18 protein-coding genes and 1 pseudogene are annotated in these 15,457 nt (G+C 65.2%); 12 read left to right on the top strand and 7 right to left on the bottom strand.

The window, feature by feature from the left end; genetic code table 11:
- Positions 1 to 24 precede the first annotated feature (24 nt).
- Positions 25 to 372 carry a DUF1491 family protein gene (locus tag AC5I5I_RS04945; RefSeq protein ID WP_495970474.1) on the top strand — a complete coding sequence of 116 codons (348 nt, stop codon included), beginning with the start codon at positions 25 to 27 and terminating at the stop codon, positions 370 to 372.
- A 25-nt stretch (positions 373 to 397) separates the two neighbouring features.
- On the opposite strand, the gene AC5I5I_RS04940 is transcribed toward AC5I5I_RS04945, so the two are convergent.
- Positions 398 to 1,405, bottom strand: coding sequence for a DUF2336 domain-containing protein (locus AC5I5I_RS04940; RefSeq protein WP_495970472.1), 1,008 nt, complete (start codon positions 1,403 to 1,405; stop codon positions 398 to 400).
- Positions 1,406 to 1,531: 126 nt separating this feature from the next.
- Between AC5I5I_RS04940 and AC5I5I_RS04935 the strand changes: the two genes are divergently transcribed.
- The gene (locus tag AC5I5I_RS04935) at positions 1,532 to 1,726 is read left to right on the top strand and encodes a hypothetical protein (protein WP_495758493.1); all 195 of its coding nucleotides are present in this window, start codon (positions 1,532 to 1,534) and stop codon (positions 1,724 to 1,726) included.
- A complete protein-coding gene (locus tag AC5I5I_RS04930) occupies positions 1,723 to 2,472 on the top strand; it encodes a hypothetical protein (protein ID WP_495758492.1) in 750 nt (249 codons plus the stop codon). The genes AC5I5I_RS04935 and AC5I5I_RS04930 overlap by 4 nt, the downstream gene beginning before the upstream one ends.
- A 5-nt stretch (positions 2,473 to 2,477) precedes the next feature.
- On the opposite strand, the gene AC5I5I_RS04925 is transcribed toward AC5I5I_RS04930, so the two are convergent.
- The 3 genes from AC5I5I_RS04925 to AC5I5I_RS04915 are packed head-to-tail and all read right to left on the bottom strand — an operon-like array spanning position 2,478 to position 5,930.
- Entirely contained in the window at positions 2,478 to 3,029 is a 552-nt protein-coding gene (locus AC5I5I_RS04925) for a DUF1254 domain-containing protein (protein WP_495970469.1), read from the bottom strand.
- A 10-nt stretch (positions 3,030 to 3,039) separates the two neighbouring features.
- Positions 3,040 to 3,618, bottom strand: coding sequence for a DUF1214 domain-containing protein (locus AC5I5I_RS04920; protein WP_495970467.1), 579 nt, complete (start codon positions 3,616 to 3,618; stop codon positions 3,040 to 3,042).
- 59 nt (positions 3,619 to 3,677) lie between these two features.
- Positions 3,678 to 5,930 carry a transglycosylase domain-containing protein gene (locus tag AC5I5I_RS04915; RefSeq protein WP_495970465.1) on the bottom strand — a complete coding sequence of 751 codons (2,253 nt, stop codon included), beginning with the start codon at positions 5,928 to 5,930 and terminating at the stop codon, positions 3,678 to 3,680.
- 373 nt (positions 5,931 to 6,303) lie between these two features.
- Here AC5I5I_RS04915 and AC5I5I_RS04910 point away from each other — a divergent pair.
- From AC5I5I_RS04910 to AC5I5I_RS04885, 6 genes and pseudogenes are all read left to right on the top strand, one after another.
- Positions 6,304 to 6,768 (top strand): annotated as a pseudogene (locus AC5I5I_RS04910) (YcgN family cysteine cluster protein); the annotation flags it as partial.
- 237 nt (positions 6,769 to 7,005) lie between these two features.
- A complete protein-coding gene (locus tag AC5I5I_RS04905) occupies positions 7,006 to 7,311 on the top strand; it encodes a type II toxin-antitoxin system VapB family antitoxin (protein WP_495970463.1) in 306 nt (101 codons plus the stop codon).
- Positions 7,311 to 7,700 (top strand): type II toxin-antitoxin system VapC family toxin, encoded by a 390-nt coding sequence (locus AC5I5I_RS04900; protein ID WP_495970461.1) that lies wholly within the window; start codon positions 7,311 to 7,313, stop codon positions 7,698 to 7,700. Before AC5I5I_RS04905 ends, AC5I5I_RS04900 begins: the two co-directional genes overlap by 1 nt.
- A 374-nt stretch (positions 7,701 to 8,074) precedes the next feature.
- The gene (locus AC5I5I_RS04895) at positions 8,075 to 8,620 is read left to right on the top strand and encodes a DUF421 domain-containing protein (RefSeq protein WP_495970459.1); all 546 of its coding nucleotides are present in this window, start codon (positions 8,075 to 8,077) and stop codon (positions 8,618 to 8,620) included.
- Positions 8,621 to 8,773: 153 nt separating this feature from the next.
- Positions 8,774 to 9,346 (top strand): hypothetical protein, encoded by a 573-nt coding sequence (locus AC5I5I_RS04890; protein WP_495970457.1) that lies wholly within the window; start codon positions 8,774 to 8,776, stop codon positions 9,344 to 9,346.
- A gap of 57 nt (positions 9,347 to 9,403) precedes the next feature.
- A complete protein-coding gene (locus AC5I5I_RS04885; protein WP_495970455.1) occupies positions 9,404 to 10,990 on the top strand; it encodes an MDR family MFS transporter in 1,587 nt (528 codons plus the stop codon).
- On the opposite strand, the gene AC5I5I_RS04880 is transcribed toward AC5I5I_RS04885, so the two are convergent.
- From AC5I5I_RS04880 to AC5I5I_RS04870, 3 genes are all read right to left on the bottom strand, one after another.
- Positions 10,991 to 11,221, bottom strand: coding sequence for a hypothetical protein (locus tag AC5I5I_RS04880; protein WP_495970453.1), 231 nt, complete (start codon positions 11,219 to 11,221; stop codon positions 10,991 to 10,993). It abuts the gene before it with no gap.
- A gap of 378 nt (positions 11,222 to 11,599) precedes the next feature.
- Positions 11,600 to 11,824, bottom strand: coding sequence for a PsiF family protein (locus AC5I5I_RS04875; protein WP_495970451.1), 225 nt, complete (start codon positions 11,822 to 11,824; stop codon positions 11,600 to 11,602).
- A 282-nt stretch (positions 11,825 to 12,106) separates the two neighbouring features.
- Positions 12,107 to 12,364, bottom strand: a complete 258-nt coding sequence (locus tag AC5I5I_RS04870; protein WP_495970449.1) for a hypothetical protein — start codon at positions 12,362 to 12,364, stop codon at positions 12,107 to 12,109.
- A gap of 423 nt (positions 12,365 to 12,787) precedes the next feature.
- On the opposite strand from AC5I5I_RS04870, the gene AC5I5I_RS04865 reads away from it, so the two are divergent.
- The 3 genes from AC5I5I_RS04865 to AC5I5I_RS04855 all read left to right on the top strand — a co-directional run bounded on the left by AC5I5I_RS04865 (position 12,788) and on the right by AC5I5I_RS04855 (position 15,295).
- A complete protein-coding gene (locus AC5I5I_RS04865) occupies positions 12,788 to 13,330 on the top strand; it encodes a hypothetical protein (RefSeq protein WP_495970447.1) in 543 nt (180 codons plus the stop codon).
- Complete coding sequence (locus tag AC5I5I_RS04860) at positions 13,320 to 14,585, top strand: DNA-packaging protein (protein WP_495971130.1); 1,266 nt, start codon at positions 13,320 to 13,322, stop codon at positions 14,583 to 14,585. The genes AC5I5I_RS04865 and AC5I5I_RS04860 overlap by 11 nt, the downstream gene beginning before the upstream one ends.
- Positions 14,586 to 14,686: 101 nt before the next feature.
- Positions 14,687 to 15,295 (top strand): cupin domain-containing protein, encoded by a 609-nt coding sequence (locus AC5I5I_RS04855; RefSeq protein ID WP_495970445.1) that lies wholly within the window; start codon positions 14,687 to 14,689, stop codon positions 15,293 to 15,295.
- Positions 15,296 to 15,457 lie beyond the last annotated feature (162 nt).

Raw genomic sequence — 15,457 nt, 5'->3', positions numbered from 1 at the left:
CCTCGAGATACGGCATTTGCTCCCATGCGGCTGAAATCGGCGATCTGGGTATCGGCCTATATCCGGCGCTGTATGGTCGAGGGTGCCTACGCCGTGGTCCGGCGGCGCGGCGCGGAGGAGGCGGGTGCGATCTTCGTGAAGATCGACCGGCTTGACGGGACCGCGGACCTGTATGGCCCTGCACCGCAGAGCGAATTCGACGAGGCGCGTCCGGGTGACCGCGCTTTCATCGCATGCCTGAAGGCCCAGCCGCGTCCTTACGACGAGATCGAAAAATACGTCTTGCGTCAGGTCGATTTCGATCCGGACATCTGGATCGTCGAGGTCGAGGACCGGCAGGGCCGGAATTTCCTCGACCGCGTGGTCGTCTGAGGGTCAGTCCAAGGTTCTGACTTCGCTATCCGCCCGAGTTTTCGCGGCGGGATGGCTCCTGAGCGGCCGGATAGTCCAGGATCCGGCGTGGCTCCTGTGTCCCGCTCCGGCGCGTTGCCGGCGCCGCATCATCCCAATGCGCGCGGCGATGCAGAAGGCTTCTTGCCTCCAGCCGGTCGGCCGCCCGCCAGATCGCCACGAGATGCAGCGCCGATGACAGCGGCAGATCGAGGAACAGATCGGAGAGTTCGAACACCCGCTCGACCGACTGGCCAATCGCCGGATTGAGCGACATCAGGATTCGCTGGAACACGTCCGTCGGCATCGCCAGCGCCTTGGCTGAGACGACGAAAGGCTGGCCAAGCGGATCGGTCACAATCCGGCGCGACAGCGCGCGCGATACGCCCAGTCCCTGCTGCAGCAGCGTGGTGAATTCCTGCGCGCGCCCGGCAAGCGCGGCTTGCTCGAGGTAGCGGATGATGTTGGTTTCCTGCGCCAGCGCGACGTCCTGTTCGGCGACATGCACCAGATTCATAAGGATCAACGCGCGCTCCTCCGAGTTGGCGGAGAAGAATGCCTCTCTCTGGCCGATGAAGTCGGTCGCGGCCGGAATCGCGGGAGCCGTCGCCGGCATCGACCGGGACGGGTGCTGGCTCTGCGCCACGGGCTCGAAAATTCCGAGATCGTCATCCAGAGCCGTTCCGGCGCCGAACAATTCAATGCTGCCAGGCGCCGCCACTTCGCCACCGCCGTGTCCAAGCTCGGCGAGCCGCGCGAGCACGGCCGCTGGCGTGCGCGGATGTTTTCTCAGCCGTGACGCAACCGCGGCGCGCGTCGAATCGTCCACCACATCGATCAGTCTCAGCGCCAGTTCCGAGAAGTGCTGGTCTTCGTGGGGCGTGTGAGTTGATTTCTGAATGTAGAGGTCGGTCAGGACCCGCAACAGGGTCGGGCGGATATCGACGCCGGTCCGGTCCGCCAGTCCGGCAAGGCCGGTCATGCCGTCGAGATTATTGAGTGTGAGACGTTGCACGTGATGCCATCCGATACTGATACGGCTTCACTCTAGTCACGTGCTCGTTAGCAGAGCGTTAACCATGACCGTCTCTTAATCGCGACGAGACCGGCGCGTCGCTGCCGGTGGGGGTGGGGCAAGCTCATGGGCGTTGTGATCGTCTTTCCGGCCGACAAGGCGGCTCTCCGGGCGCGTGGCGCAGGCTCGCCGGAGCAAGTGTGCGAAGTGGTGATTCTTCCGGTCATCCGTATCGACCGGTATGAAGACATGCCGGTGCTGAGGCCCGCCAGGGGCGGAATGCAGGGCAGCAAGCGGCGCAAGCGGGCATCGCGGTCGTGAAGCTGCACAAGACCCGCATCATGTTGTGTCTTCCGCTGATCGGTTGCTTCAACACCGATCTCGGTCGCGTGCGGCCGTCGCTGCGGGCGGACGATATCCACCGCTGGATGGGGCCGGCCGTGACCCAGCGCTATGGCGAGGCGCAGTCGGCTTTCCCCCTTACCGACGAAGAGCGCAGCTTGCGCGACCAGGCCTATCCGCTGATCGAGCCGCCCTACGAACGGCAGCGCTGGTACAGCGTGCTCAACGAGTATGGCTTTTCCGGCATGTTCCTGGACGCGTGGTGGTACTATGACCAGACCGCGTATTCGGCTGCGATGTTCGCCGATCCCGCACGCTCGACCGAGACATATTATGCGCGGCTGTTGCAGGACATCCGCAACGACATTGTTCGCATTGGGCCGTTCGCGACGATGGCGCGGCAGGTTTCGGACATGGATGTCAAGCGCGACAAGGGGCTGCGCTATGTGACCAATCTGAGCCCGCGCGAACATGGCAATGCTGTCGCCCGCATGGCGGAGAATTCGCTGATCGCGCGGTGGGTGCATCAGTCGCTGATGGAGCGCACCTACGCGTACAATTTCGCGCTGGAGAAGCTCGTGATCGTCGCGCCGTCGCCGCAGGCAGCGGAGGTGGAGCGGCAGCTCAACCACATGCGCGCGATGATCACCGAAGCCGCACTGGTTCCGCGCGGCTCATCCGGGCCGTGGGTCACGCAGGCGAGCGGGCCGCTGGTTACGAAATAGCGCTTTCAATCAACCGGCTGCGGCTCGCATTTCGCTCCGGCCAGCGCGTTGAGCGCGGCCGGCATCATGCCGATTTCGGACGCGAGTGCGCGCAGGACGATCAACCCCGCCCGGCTTGGGGATTCGACGATCAGACGGTCCGCGGCGGCGACGTCCTCGTCGTCTGGAAGCTGGGCCTTCTGCGCGGCCGTCATTAGGTCGAGCTCGATCGAACGGCGTCCGGCGGCGCGATCGTTGATCGCGTAATAGGCGACATCCTTGTCGGTATAGAAGGTCACCGAGGTATAGGCCGGGCTGACCGGCACCGTCAGCTTGAGTGGCGCTTCGTTCAGATCGTAGCGGCAGACCGCTGCCGCGAACGCCGGGTCCATCAGCGGGATCACGGATTTTCCCGCGCTCGGAGCGGGGAGGGGCACCACGCTGTTGACCGGCGCCATGGCGGAGATTCTCGCATAGGCATTCTGGGTTGCGGTGCTTGGCAGATACAGGATCGTTGCGAAATGCACGATGCCGCCGAGCAGGAGGCCGCTTGCGAGCCACAACAACCAGCGCGTCATGACGGCTGCCTCACGTGCATGACTGCACCTTCACGGACGGCATCGGTGTCTCGCGTCCGGTACGCGATGCAACCCCGATCGGCGAGTCGTAGAAGCGCATCACAAGCATATAGCGCTCGGCGCCACCGGTCGGCAGCCAGTTTCCGGCGCGTGCGCGCGGCGCGACCGAAATTTCGATCGCGCCATCCGATTTGCGGACCACCTCCTGGCTCGAAAAGCCGTGTCGCTTTAGCGAGTTGCCGATCAGTTGACCCTCAGGATCGTAAACCGTCAAAGTCCAGAAGCGCGCCTGCGGCGTGACCCCCGAGACCAGCACATCGCACCGGCCGTCCAGCGCGACGCCATCGTCGTCCTTGGTCGCGACGAACGCAACGCCGTCGCCGGCTCCCATCGGCAGTTCACCGCTGCGCGCCACCAGTGCGCGCGCATAGGGATCGATGTCAGGCGTTCCTGTTCGCGGCCATGCTGTCCAGGCGCCGACCTTGAATGCGCCGAACGGCGTTCCCTCGTGCAGGGCGAACAAGGCTGTGCCGAGGCCGACGGATGCAGCGACTGCGAATGCCAGAAGCAATCCGATGAGCAACCGCACGGGTAATCCAGGCTAGGGATGAATACAGGTCAGCGATATGAAATTGCGGGGGCGGCTTGTCAATTGCCGCTCACGACCCGTCCACGGCCGTCGGTCGCGGCGACGACGCCGTCGCTCCGGTCCCCGACGGGCGGCGTCGGAGCCTCGACCGTGCGGTCTGCGGTTGCCGGGGGCGCAAGCGACCGCGTGGCTTCTTCCAGCGCGCGCTCGATACGGACGAGGATTTCGGCACCTTTCTTCGTCAGCAGAATTGGCCGCGGAATTTCGTCGCCGGGCCTGGCGCCGGGCACGGCTGCCACAGCGGGGCCGATCGGAGCAGGCGAAGGATCTACGCCCGGCATGGTCTTCAATTCGATGCCCTGATGGGCATAGGCCATGATCTTTTTCCAGGTCATGGCGGGAAGCGATCCCCCGGTCATCCGATTGGTTGGCGCATAATCGTCGTTACCGAACCAGACAGCCGCGACCATGTTGCCGGTATAGCCCGCAAACCAGGCGTCGCGATACGCGTTGGTCGTACCGGTCTTGCCGGCTGCCTTGACGCCGTCGAGAATGGCGCGCCGCCCGGTTCCGGCCTCGACCGCCTGCGTGAGGATCATGTTGATGTCTGCGGCGACCTGCGCCGGCATCACGCGGCGCGGCTTCGGGCCGTCGCGATCGAAGCGCCAGATCAGTTCACCGGTGGCACTGCGGACTTCAAGAATGGCGTGGGGGGTGACGGCCATGCCGCCATTCGGGAAGGTTGCAAACGCGGCGGCGTGGTCGAACACCGTGACCTCGCCCGCGCCGATCGGCAGCGATGGCGTGTCAGCAAGTGGTGTGCGCAGTCCCATGCTTTTGGCCAGCGCGACGATCTTGTTGCGGCCGGTGCGCGGACTGCCATTACCGATCGTGATCGAGAGCCTGACAGGAATGGTGTTGACCGAGCGAACGAGCGCCGTTGTCAGGGTTTGCGATCCCGAATAGCCACCGGAATAGTTTCCCGGGCACCAGTTGCCGATGCAGATCGGGCCGTCCACCACCACGGTGCTTGGCTTCAGCCCGTGAATGAAGGCTGCCGCATAGACGTAGGGTTTGAACGACGAGCCGGGCTGGCGCAGCGCATCGGTGGCGCGGTTGAACTGGCTCTCGCTGTAGTCACGGCCGCCGACGAGTGCGCGCAGCGTGCCGTCATTCTCGAACACCGCGGTGGCCGCCTGCCTGGCACCATATTGGCGCCCGTAATCGCGGAGCGTCTCCTCGACCGCCTGCTCGGACTGGCGCTGCAGATTGACGTCGAGGCCGGTGCGGACGATGAAGACGCGCTCCTGCACGGACTTCGGCAGTTTGTCGACGAGCTTCTTCATTTCGTCGAAGGCATAGTCGAGATAGTAATTCGGCTGACGTTCGTCGCGACGGTCGACTGCACTGGCGGGATTGCGACGCGCGCCGAAGACCTGGCCCTCCGTCATCATCCCCGCCTCGATCAGGTTGTCGAGTACGGTGTTGGCACGGGCGCGGGCGGCCGGCAGATTGATGTGCGGGGCATATCGCGTCGGTGCCTTGAACAGACCTGCGAGCATCGCGGATTCGGCGAGGGTCACGTCGCGCGCCGACTTGTTGAAGTAATATTGCGCGGCCGCGTCGACGCCGAATGCCCCGCCGCCGAGATAGGCGCGGTCGAGATAGAGCTTGAGGATCTGGTTCTTGGTCAGCCGGGTCTCCAGCCAGATCGCAAGAAAGGCCTCCTTGACCTTGCGTTCGAGCGTGCGCTCGTTGCTCAGGAACAGGTTCTTGGCGAGCTGCTGCGTGAGGGAGGAGCCGCCCTGGACCACGCCGCCGGCCTGCGCATTGACGACGAGCGCGCGCAATGTGCCCGGAACATCGATGCCAAAATGCTCGTAGAAGCGCCGGTCCTCGGTGGCGAGCGTCGCCTTGACCAGATGATCCGGAAACTCCTCCACCGGGATCGAGTCGTTATGCTTGATCCCGCGCGCGCCGACCTCGTTGCCATAGCGATCGAGGAACTGCACCGCGAGTTCGCTCTTCTTCAGCCAGTCCTCGTCGGAGGTCTCGTAGAAGGCCGGCAGCGCCAGCGCGAGCGCCAGCACCAGGCCGACCGTGCCCATGGTCGCCGCTTCCGAGGCCGGCTCCACCAGCGCCCAGCGCTTCCAGCCGGCGACATGGAACCGGTCCATGAAGGTGACGAAGCGCTCGTACAATTCGCGCGACCAGCGCGCCGCATCGAACAGCCCGGAATCGATCCGGGCGTCCAGATCGAGGAAAAACCGGCGCACCGCCTCGCCAAATCCGGGTTTCTGTCGTTCAGCCACGCGGGCGTCCTTGTGCTCAGGCACGGGCGGTTCGGGGAAATGTCCGAAAGACCGCTATATCTAGCCGATCCCGCCTTGCTGTTCCATGCCACCAGAGCCACACAGCATGTCGAAATTGCGGATAAGGATAAGATGCGTGCGCCTGCTGATTCTTCAAGCTCTACCGCGGGTTGCCGAAGGTCCGCCCGGTCCCCGGCAGGGACGGGGGAGCCGGATTTCGCCGACCCTTGCGATGTCGCCGGTCCCACCCTGTCGGAAGCGGCTTAAGATGACGTGCCAGGCCCCGCCGGGGTGTCAGGCCCGCGCCGGCTTGCCCGGACCCGGAACCGCATAATCGCTTTGCCGATCAGGGCTTTGCCGTACAGGATTTGCCGTGAAAGACGACACCCCCTTCTGGAAGCGCAAGACCCTCGAGCAGATGACCGCCCGGGAGTGGGAAAGCCTGTGCGACGGCTGCGGCCGCTGCTGCCTCAACAAGCTGGAGGAGGAGGACACCGGCAGGATCTTCTTCACCGACGTGGCCTGCAAGCTGCTCGACCACGACACCTGCCGTTGCAAGGATTACCGCAACCGGCTGAAGAAGGTGCCCGACTGCGTCGGCCTGACGCCGGCCGAGGTGCGTGAACTCGACTGGCTGCCGCCGACCTGCGCCTATGACCGGCTGGCCAAGGGCAAGGACCTGTATTGGTGGCATCCGCTGGTCTCGGGCGACCCGGAGACGGTCCACATCGCCGGCATCTCGGTGCGCGGCCGGGTCGGCGCCTGCGAAAGCCAGGTGCCGGACGACCAACTCGACAACTGGGTGGTGAGCTGGCCGGGGAAGGTGCCGCGAGGCGCGGGGAAGCCAGCGGTGGCGGATGGGGTGAAGAAGAGGGCGGGGGCGAAGGCGAACCCGGTGGTGGCCGGTGCGAAGCAGCCAACGGGGAAGCCGCACCCCGCTGGTACGAGGCGAGGTTCCAGATAGGCCGATCAGCAGGGCACTAAACACAGGCAGAATCTTGTTTCTGCCGCGAGGAAGAATTATAGGAAGAAGGAAGAATTCTGTTTTCTTCGTCTCTTTAATCGGTGCGTCACGATGGCCCTTAACATCAAGAATACAGAGACCGAGCGCTTGGCTCGCGAACTCGCGCGAAGACGCAAGCAGGGCATCACAGAAGTGGTGACCGATGCGCTGCGCAAGGAAGTCGAGCGCGAGCGCAAGCGACCTCGGAGAGAGGGTCGTGAGGCCTTTCTTCGTACCCTGCGGGAAATCGGCGAACGGGGCAGCAAACACCCGGTGATTGAGGCCCGCAGCGAAGACGAACTTCTTGGTTATGACGACATGCTCAACTCGACCGAAGGTCGACTTCAAGGTGAGCCCACGGGACGTGAGCGGCGCTGATGGTGATCGATACGTCGGCGCTGATCGCGTTGTTGCGGCTTGAGCCGGAGGCGGAAGCGTTCGCCCAAGCGATCGAAGACGATCCGCGTCGTCTCGTCTCAGCGGTGACAAAGCTGGAAGCGCGCATGGTCGCGCTCGGCCGGTTCGGCCCCGCTGCTGCGGCGGACCTCGATGCATTGATAGCTGCGATTGGGCCGGCCGTCATTCCGTTTGACGATCATCAGGCGGATATCGCGCGCAATGCGTTCGCAAAATACGGGAAGGGCCGCCACGTGGCCGCGCTGAATTTCGGCGATTGCGCGGTCTACGCGTTGGCCATGTCTGAAGCAGAGCCGCTGCTGTTCAAAGGCACGGATTTCGGTGCGACGGATGTTGAGGCTGTGGTTTAATCGGCAATGTTATCACACGCTGGCCGCTGGTATTCGCTGACGCCATCCGGACGCCGAAACCAAAATCCAATTCCAAGAATGTCGAGCCAGCTATCTGGCCGGATCGTAGATCCGTTAACAAGACTGGAAAGCTAATTCTGCCGAGTGATAACTCCCATCATCCGCATACTTTCTAATTAGAATTCCACCGACAAAATGTCTTTAAGGGTTAGTACCGAATAAGAGTTCTCCCGCGCGGCTGAAGCGACCTTTTGGCACTTGAGCGGGCAAAGATTATCAAGAGCGGCACGAGACGCGCCCCGTGCGATTTTCCCCGGAACCCATTCCCCGCCCGCGCGTTTGTTACGGCCAGCCGCTGCGCAGGAACGCCCGCCATGCTCGACGCCATTGCCCGCGTGGACTGGGCCGAGATGTTCATTCCCACGCATTCGCTTGCGGAAATGGTGATCCGCGGCACGCTGATGTATCTCGGCATCTTCCTGATCTTCCGCTTCATTGTCGGGCGGCAGGCGTCGTCGATCGGCATCGCCGACCTCCTAGTCATCGTCATCATCGCCGACGCCGCGCAGAATGCGTTTGCCAAGGAGTACAAATCGATCCCGGAAGGCGTGACGCTGGTGCTCACCATCATCTTCTGGAATTTCGCGCTCGACTGGCTGGCCTATCGCAGCGCGTTCTTTGCCTGGCTCGCCAATCCGCCGCCGCTGCCGCTGGTGAAGGACGGCCGGATGCTGCGGCGGAACATGCGCCAGGAACTGATCACGCCGGACGAATTGATGAGCCAGGCGCGCCAGCAGGGGATTGGCGACCTCGCGCAGGTGAAATCGGCCTGCCTCGAGGGCAACGGCGAGGTCAGTTTCGTGAAGACGGAGCCGGAGGATGGCGCGACCGGCACGCGGCGCCGCAAGGACGCGGCATAGCTGGCAACCGTCGACATGCGTGCGATCCTTGAAACGACGACGTTAGGAAAATAGTCCTTGACAGCGTGACGCTGGTCGGATAAGGTTCGCGCATCCTCCACATTTGCGTCGACAAGCTGCTGTTGCGGCACGAACCTGTCGTGAGGTCGGCCCATGCCGCTGTCATCCCACATTCGCCCCGAGTCCAATCCGCCGCTCGACCGCGCCCGCGTGATGCGGGCGCGCGAGATGTATGCGGAGGGCTTCACGGTCTCGCGCATCCTGGCGCATTGCCGGATGTCATACGGTACGCTCTATGCCTGTCTCGACGGCGTGCCGTTTGGCGCGCAAGGCGAGCGCATGGACCCGGTGCCGCGCCGACGCGACGTGATGGGCAAGCGGCGGCCCGTGCTGCCGGCCGACGAGGTGTCGCTGGTCAACCGGCTCATCCGCACCGCCGAGCGCCAGGTGCGCGATATCGAGACCCGGCTGTCAGCGCGCGACGCAGCCCCGGTCGAACGCGAGCGTGACGTGCGCATGCTGGTTGGCCTGACGCGGGCGCTGCGCGACCTCCAGGCGCTGCGCAAGCAGAGCGAGGCCGCTCGCGGTTCCGCTCCCGCTGCCGCCGACGACGAGGATGAGGACATGCTGCCGGCCGATATCGACGCGATCGCTCGCGAACTGTCGCACAAGATGGAGGCGATGGCGGCCGGCGCGCGCGACACGCCGCCAGACGACGCGACATGATTGACCTGCGACACACGGGCCTTGCGCGGCTTTCCGCTTCGCGCCAAGAGACACGTTATGGACGACAAGCCGGGAAAATTGCCGAAAGCGCCCAAGCACCCGAAGGGCAAGCCAAAGGAGCGCCGCGACGCAAAGGTTCCGGCGGCGGCGCCGGCGCGCGCGCTGAGCCATGCCGAAGCGCGCACTGTCGTCATCGGCCTGATGCTGACGATGTTTCTGGGCGCGCTCGATCAAACGATCGTCGCGACCGCGCTGCCCACCATGGGCCGCGCCTTCAACGACATCGAGAATCTGTCCTGGGTGGTGACCGCCTATCTGTTGACGGCCACCGCATCGACGCCGTTATACGGCAAGCTCTCCGACATCTACGGCCGGCGCGCCATCATGCTGACGGCGCTGGTGATTTTCATCGCCGGCTCGGTGGCTTGCGCGATGGCGCCGTCGATGACCGCGCTCATCCTCGCGCGCGCGCTGCAGGGCCTCGGCGGCGGCGGGTTGATGTCGCTGACGCAAACCATCGTCGCCGATATCGTCACGCCGAAGGAACGCGGCCGCTACCAGGGCTATATCGGCGCGGTATTCGCCTCGTCCTCGATCGGCGGCCCGGTGCTGGGCGGCGTCCTGACCGAGCATCTGCACTGGTCGCTGATCTTCTGGATCAACCTGCCGCTCGGGCTGGTCGCGCTGGCGCTGACCTCGAGCGTGCTGCGGCGGCTGCCGCTCACCCAGCGCAAGCATGCGCTCGACCTGCCGGGCGCGGCCCTGATGGTGTCGGCCGCGATCGCGCTGATGCTGGCGCTGACCTGGGGCGGCGTCCGCTTCCCCTGGCTGAGCCTGCCGGTGCTCGGATTGTTCGCCGCGTCCGCGCTGTTATGGGCATCCTTCGCGTGGCGGCTCGCCACCGCGGCCGAACCGTTCCTGCCGTTGACGGTGCTGGCCAATCCGATCGTGCGCACCGCGACGCTGTCCGGCGCCTGCTGCATGGGCGTGCTGGTGGGGCTGACGATCTTCGTCCCGCTCTATTTCGAGACCGTGATCCATCTCTCCGCCAGCCAGTCGGGCCTGGCGCTGATCCCGCTGATGGGCGCCTCGGTGATTTCCGCGACGCTGACCGGCCGCGCGATGGCGCAGGTCGAGCATTACAAGCGCATGGCCTTTGCCGGCTTCGTGGTGGCGATCCTGGGGCTCGGCGCCCTGTCGATCTGGCCGGTGGGGCTGCCGATCCCCGGCATCCTCGCCATTCTCGCGGTGATCGGCTTCGGCACCGGCGCGGTGTTTCCGGTCACCACCGTGTCGATGCAGAATGCGGTCACCGACCGCCACATGGGCATCGCCACCGGCTCGCTCAATTTCTTCCGCTCGCTGACCTCGGCGCTGACGGTGGCGCTGCTGGGCGCGATTGTGCTCGGCGGCATCGGCGCCAGCGGCGGCGTTTCGGTCGAGGCGCTGGCGCGAACCGCGTCCGAGCCGGCGCTGGCCTATGCGTTCCGCTTCGTCTTCCTGGCGGCGATGCTGATCCTGTGCTTCGGGCTCGCCTTCCTGATCGGCATGGAGCAGAAGCCGCTGCGTGGTCCGGCGAAAGACGCGCCGCCGCCCACCGACGCGCCATCGGCCCCGGTGCAGGATCCGCGGGAAGGCAAGTAGCTAGCGCCGGCGGCGCGTCTTCACCGGCACCGGCACGGGTGCTGAGCCGGGAAACAGCCAGGCCAGCACGTCGGCCCAGATCGACGCCAGCGACGCAACCGCGAACGCGGCACCGCGCGCTACGAATTCATGCGCGAAATCGGGAATGCTGAAAGGCTTGCCGGACGGCGCGCTCCACCATGGCGAGTGCTCGGCGGGCGCCAGCGGCGGCGCGGTGTCGATGACGGGCATCGGCGCTGTGCCGGATGCTGCGCTTTCAGCTGACGGGCTGGCAGATGCAGGGTTGGGGCGATCGCTCGGCCGATCGTCTGAACGCGGGCTGGTCATTGACGGCTTCTCCGTCGCAAGAATGCGGCCGTGCCTTGCGGCCTTTGGCCTGCCGACAACCCGCAGGCCGGTGTTCCGGTTCCATAGGCCTTACAGGGCAAAAGCCTACGCCGCAAAAGTTATCGAGACGCAAAGGGCGCGCCGTGAAATCCGCGCGCCCCGCTTCATCCTTTTGCAACGACGGCGGGCTGCGCCGGATCCGGCGGGCCGAGGCAGGGGATCGTGCTAGGTGTCCGGCCCGGCCCGGCGCATCGCCCGACCGGTCGGCTTGCCCTGACGCTGTCAGCTCTTCTTGGCCGCGTTGGCGCCTTCGCGCTTGCACTTGGAGCGGAACGCGCGGCGTTCCTTGCCATGCAGCTTCTGGGCGTCGGCCTTGGTGGAGCATTCCTTCGAGATCGCGCTGCGTTCGGCCTTGGTCGCGGCCTGGCCGGCGCCGCCGGTGAAGGCGAGCGCGCTGACGCCGAGTGCGAAAGATGCAGCGATGAATGCAGATTTGGAAAGGGACATGACGTCCTCCGATTGCGAGAGAGCGCCTCGTGCGCCTGATGTCGAGGGAAAGCCAGTCACGGTTGCGCGATTGTGTAAGCGGATGGTGCTGTGAGGATGATGGAAGCGCGAACACGGCGATCAGGCGCGACGATATAATAGGAAAATAATCATTGACAGCGTGACGCTGGTGGGGTAGGGTTTGGACATTCTCCAGAAATGCGGGTGCAGCAAACCTGTCTTCTCAGCGACGCCAGGTGATGAGCGCCGAAGTAGCGTCGCGAGGGAGGACCCACTCTCGAGTCAATACACCAGCGGGATCAACAGCGCGATCCACAACACCGCGGGCAGCCAACGCAACCAGGCGGGCGTCTCGCCGCGGCGGGCGCTTCGGCGCACGAAAGCGAGTGTCGCGATGGCAAGCGCTCCCAGTATCAGCAGCCCGGAGAAGAACGAGCACAGGCCGTCGCCGCAGCCGCGATTGAGATGATCGAGCGCGGCGAGAGCCGGCCAGGGCAGGGCGGCGACGCCGATCGCGAGGACAGCATTGATGGGGCGCAACGGCGTTGTGATCCCGGCAATCGCGTAACGCCGCCTATCGCGGCTCGCGCGCGTCACACTGCCAAAGAGCAAGCGTGGATTCAAACCGCGGAGGAGGGCGGAATGGACGGCAAATCGTGACGAGCGCAACGGCCTGACGGAGGGCCAAACAGCGCGCGGAAGAAAACAGGAAAATAGTCCTTGACACCGTGACGCTGGTGGGGTAGGGTTTCGTCATTCTCCACACATGCGGCTGCAGCGTCTTACCTCTCCCCGCGTGCGGGGAGAGGTCGGGCGCCGAAGCGTAGCGCAGGCGGCCGGGTGAGGGGCCGTCTCCACGCGCTGTGCCCCAACAATTATGCCCCTCACCCCAACCCTCTCCCCGCAAGGACGGGGAGAGGGAGCGCACCGCAGCTGCGGCGGCAAACTCGCACATTCATCATCATGACCGACATTCCCGAAAACGCATCGCGCGCGCGGCAGATGTACTCTGAAGGCGCGACCACACGCGACATCCTGGCCGAAACCGAATTGAGCCATTGGGGGCTCTATCACTGGCTCGCGGGCGGGCCGATGCAGAAGAATGGCGAGCGGCTGCTGCCGGAAGTGCCGAAGCGGCGGATGGTGGTGCGTCGGAAGATCCTGAAAGAAGACCGGCTGACGCTGGTCAATCGCATGATGCGTGCGGCCGAGCGCCAGGTCGGCGAGATCGAACAGCGGCTGGCCGGCAGCGGGCAGGCGCTCGGCGAGCGCGAGCGCGATGCGCGCACGCTGGCGCTGCTGGCGAAGACGCTGCAATCGCTGACCGCACTCGATGCATTGCATGAGCCGAAAGTGGGGCGACCGAAATCCAAGACCCCAGGCAACGAACATGACCGAGACAGAGTCCCAGCCGACATTGATGCACTTCGTCAGGAGCTTTCGCGACGACTGGCGGGCATGGCCGGACGAGATCCAGGACGAATTTCTGGCAAGGCTGACGAGTGAGGAGCTCCAGGAACTGCTCTCGCTGTTCGGTATCTCCTGTCATGACCACCAGCTGCCGCCGGCGCTCGCCAATAACGGCGAACCCTGGAGCACATGGCTGCTGATCGGCGGGCGCGGCGCGGGCAAGACGCGCGCCGGCGCCGAATGGGTGAAGAGCATCGCCAATGCGCCGAAGCAGGACGGCGAGAGCGAGCGGCGGATCGCGCTCATCGGTGAAACGGAACACGAGACCCGCGAGGTGATGATCGAGGGCGTGTCCGGGCTGCTCTCGGTGCATGCGCGCGATGCGCGGCCGGTCTGGGTGCCGTCGCGGCGGCGCGTCGAATTTTCAAATGGCGCGATCGCGCAGGCCTTCTCGGCGGAGGATCCCGAGAGCCTGCGCGGTCCGCAATTTTCCGCCGCCTGGGCGGACGAGCTCGCCAAGTGGCGTCATGCCGAAGCAACCTTCGATATGCTGCAGTTCGGACTGCGCCTTGGCGCGCGGCCGCGGCAGGTGATCACCACCACGCCGCGGCCGATCGCTCTTCTGAAGCGGCTGATCGCCGACCCGCAAAGCGCGGTGACGCATGCGCCGACGAAGGCGAATGCGTATCACCTGTCGCCCGCCTTCATCGACAATGTGGTAAAGCGCTATGACGGCACGCGGCTCGGCCGCCAGGAACTGGATGGCGAGATCGTCGACGACCGGCCGGATGCGTTGTGGTCGCGCGCGATGATCGAAGGCTGCCGCGTGGCGGCTGCGCCGAACTTGCGGCGCATCGTGGTCGCGGTCGATCCGCCGGCCTCGGCGAGCAAGGGCGCGGATGCCTGCGGCCTCGTTGCGGCGGGGCGGGCGGAGAACGGCGTGTGCTACGTGATCGCCGACGACACGGTGGCGGGGCTCTCGCCCGCGGGCTGGGCGGCGAAGGCGATCGCGCTGTGGCGCAGGCTGCAGGCCGATGCGCTGGTGGTCGAGGTCAACCAGGGCGGCGACATGGTGCGCGCGGTGATCCGCGAGGCCGATGCGAGCGTGCCGGTGATCGCGGTGCGGGCGACGCGGGCGAAATGGCTGCGCGCCGAGCCGGTATCGCATTTGTACGAACAGGGCAGGGTGAAGCATGCCGGGGTGTTTCCGGCGCTGGAAGACGAGATGTGCGACTTCGGGCTGAACGGCCTGTCGTCCGGCCATTCGCCCGACCGGCTGGATGCGATGGTGTGGGCGGTGGCGCATCTGACCTTCGCGGCAAGTCCGGGACCGAGGATAAGGGCGTTGTAGGGGTGCATCGGGTCACACATTCGAAACCGTGACGCCGCGCTGCGATTGACGGTGCTATTCAGGGTGACGACAGTCGCGCACCATAGTGAAGGAGCCGCACCATGCCGGACCGGCGCGAATTCATCACAAGCGCGGCTTTGGCCGGCGCGGCGGCGCTGGCTTCGAGCGGCGCAGCCGCACAAGGGGGAGCGATGCATCAGGGCCTGACGTACCAGGACGTCGAGCGGCTGCTCGATCTCAAACCCAATGCCACCTGCGGCTATGTGCGCGTGACCTTCATGAGCCAGGAGCGGATTGCGCCCGGCGGATTGCCGGTGCCGTTCGGCGCCGGGCGGCCGATGGGATCGGCATTGTATTTCATGCTGACGCCGCAGGAGCCGGTGAAGCTGCATCGCATCCGGAACGACCAGCTCTACCATTATTATCTCGGCGATCCGATCGAGGTGCTGATGATGCTGACCGACGGTTCGACGCAGCATCATGTCGTCGGGCCCGATCTGCGCGCCGGGCAGACGCCGCAGCTCTATATTCCGGGCAACACCTTTCACACCGCGCGGGTGATCGGCACGCGGCAATGGTTTCTTGGCGCATCGACCGAATGGCCGGGCGTCGAGCCGCAGGATGTAGAGCTCGGCAATGCCGATGCGCTGGCGATGAGATATCCGGACGTGGCCGAGCAGATCCGTACCTGGCCGCTGCCGGCGAAGTAACGTCGCCCCCCTGCAGGCGGGGATCGAAAAGCGCCGGAACCACACCGGCCCTTCTGCGTTGTCGCCGCATCAAACGGATACACATAGGAGGGCGACAATGCCGATCATTCTCTGGTTGCTGGGCGTGCCGCTCAGTCTGATTATCGTTCTTGCGCTGCTGGG

The organism is Pseudorhodoplanes sp., from assembly GCF_059499825.1.
This window is presented reverse-complemented; position numbering and strand designations above follow the sequence as displayed.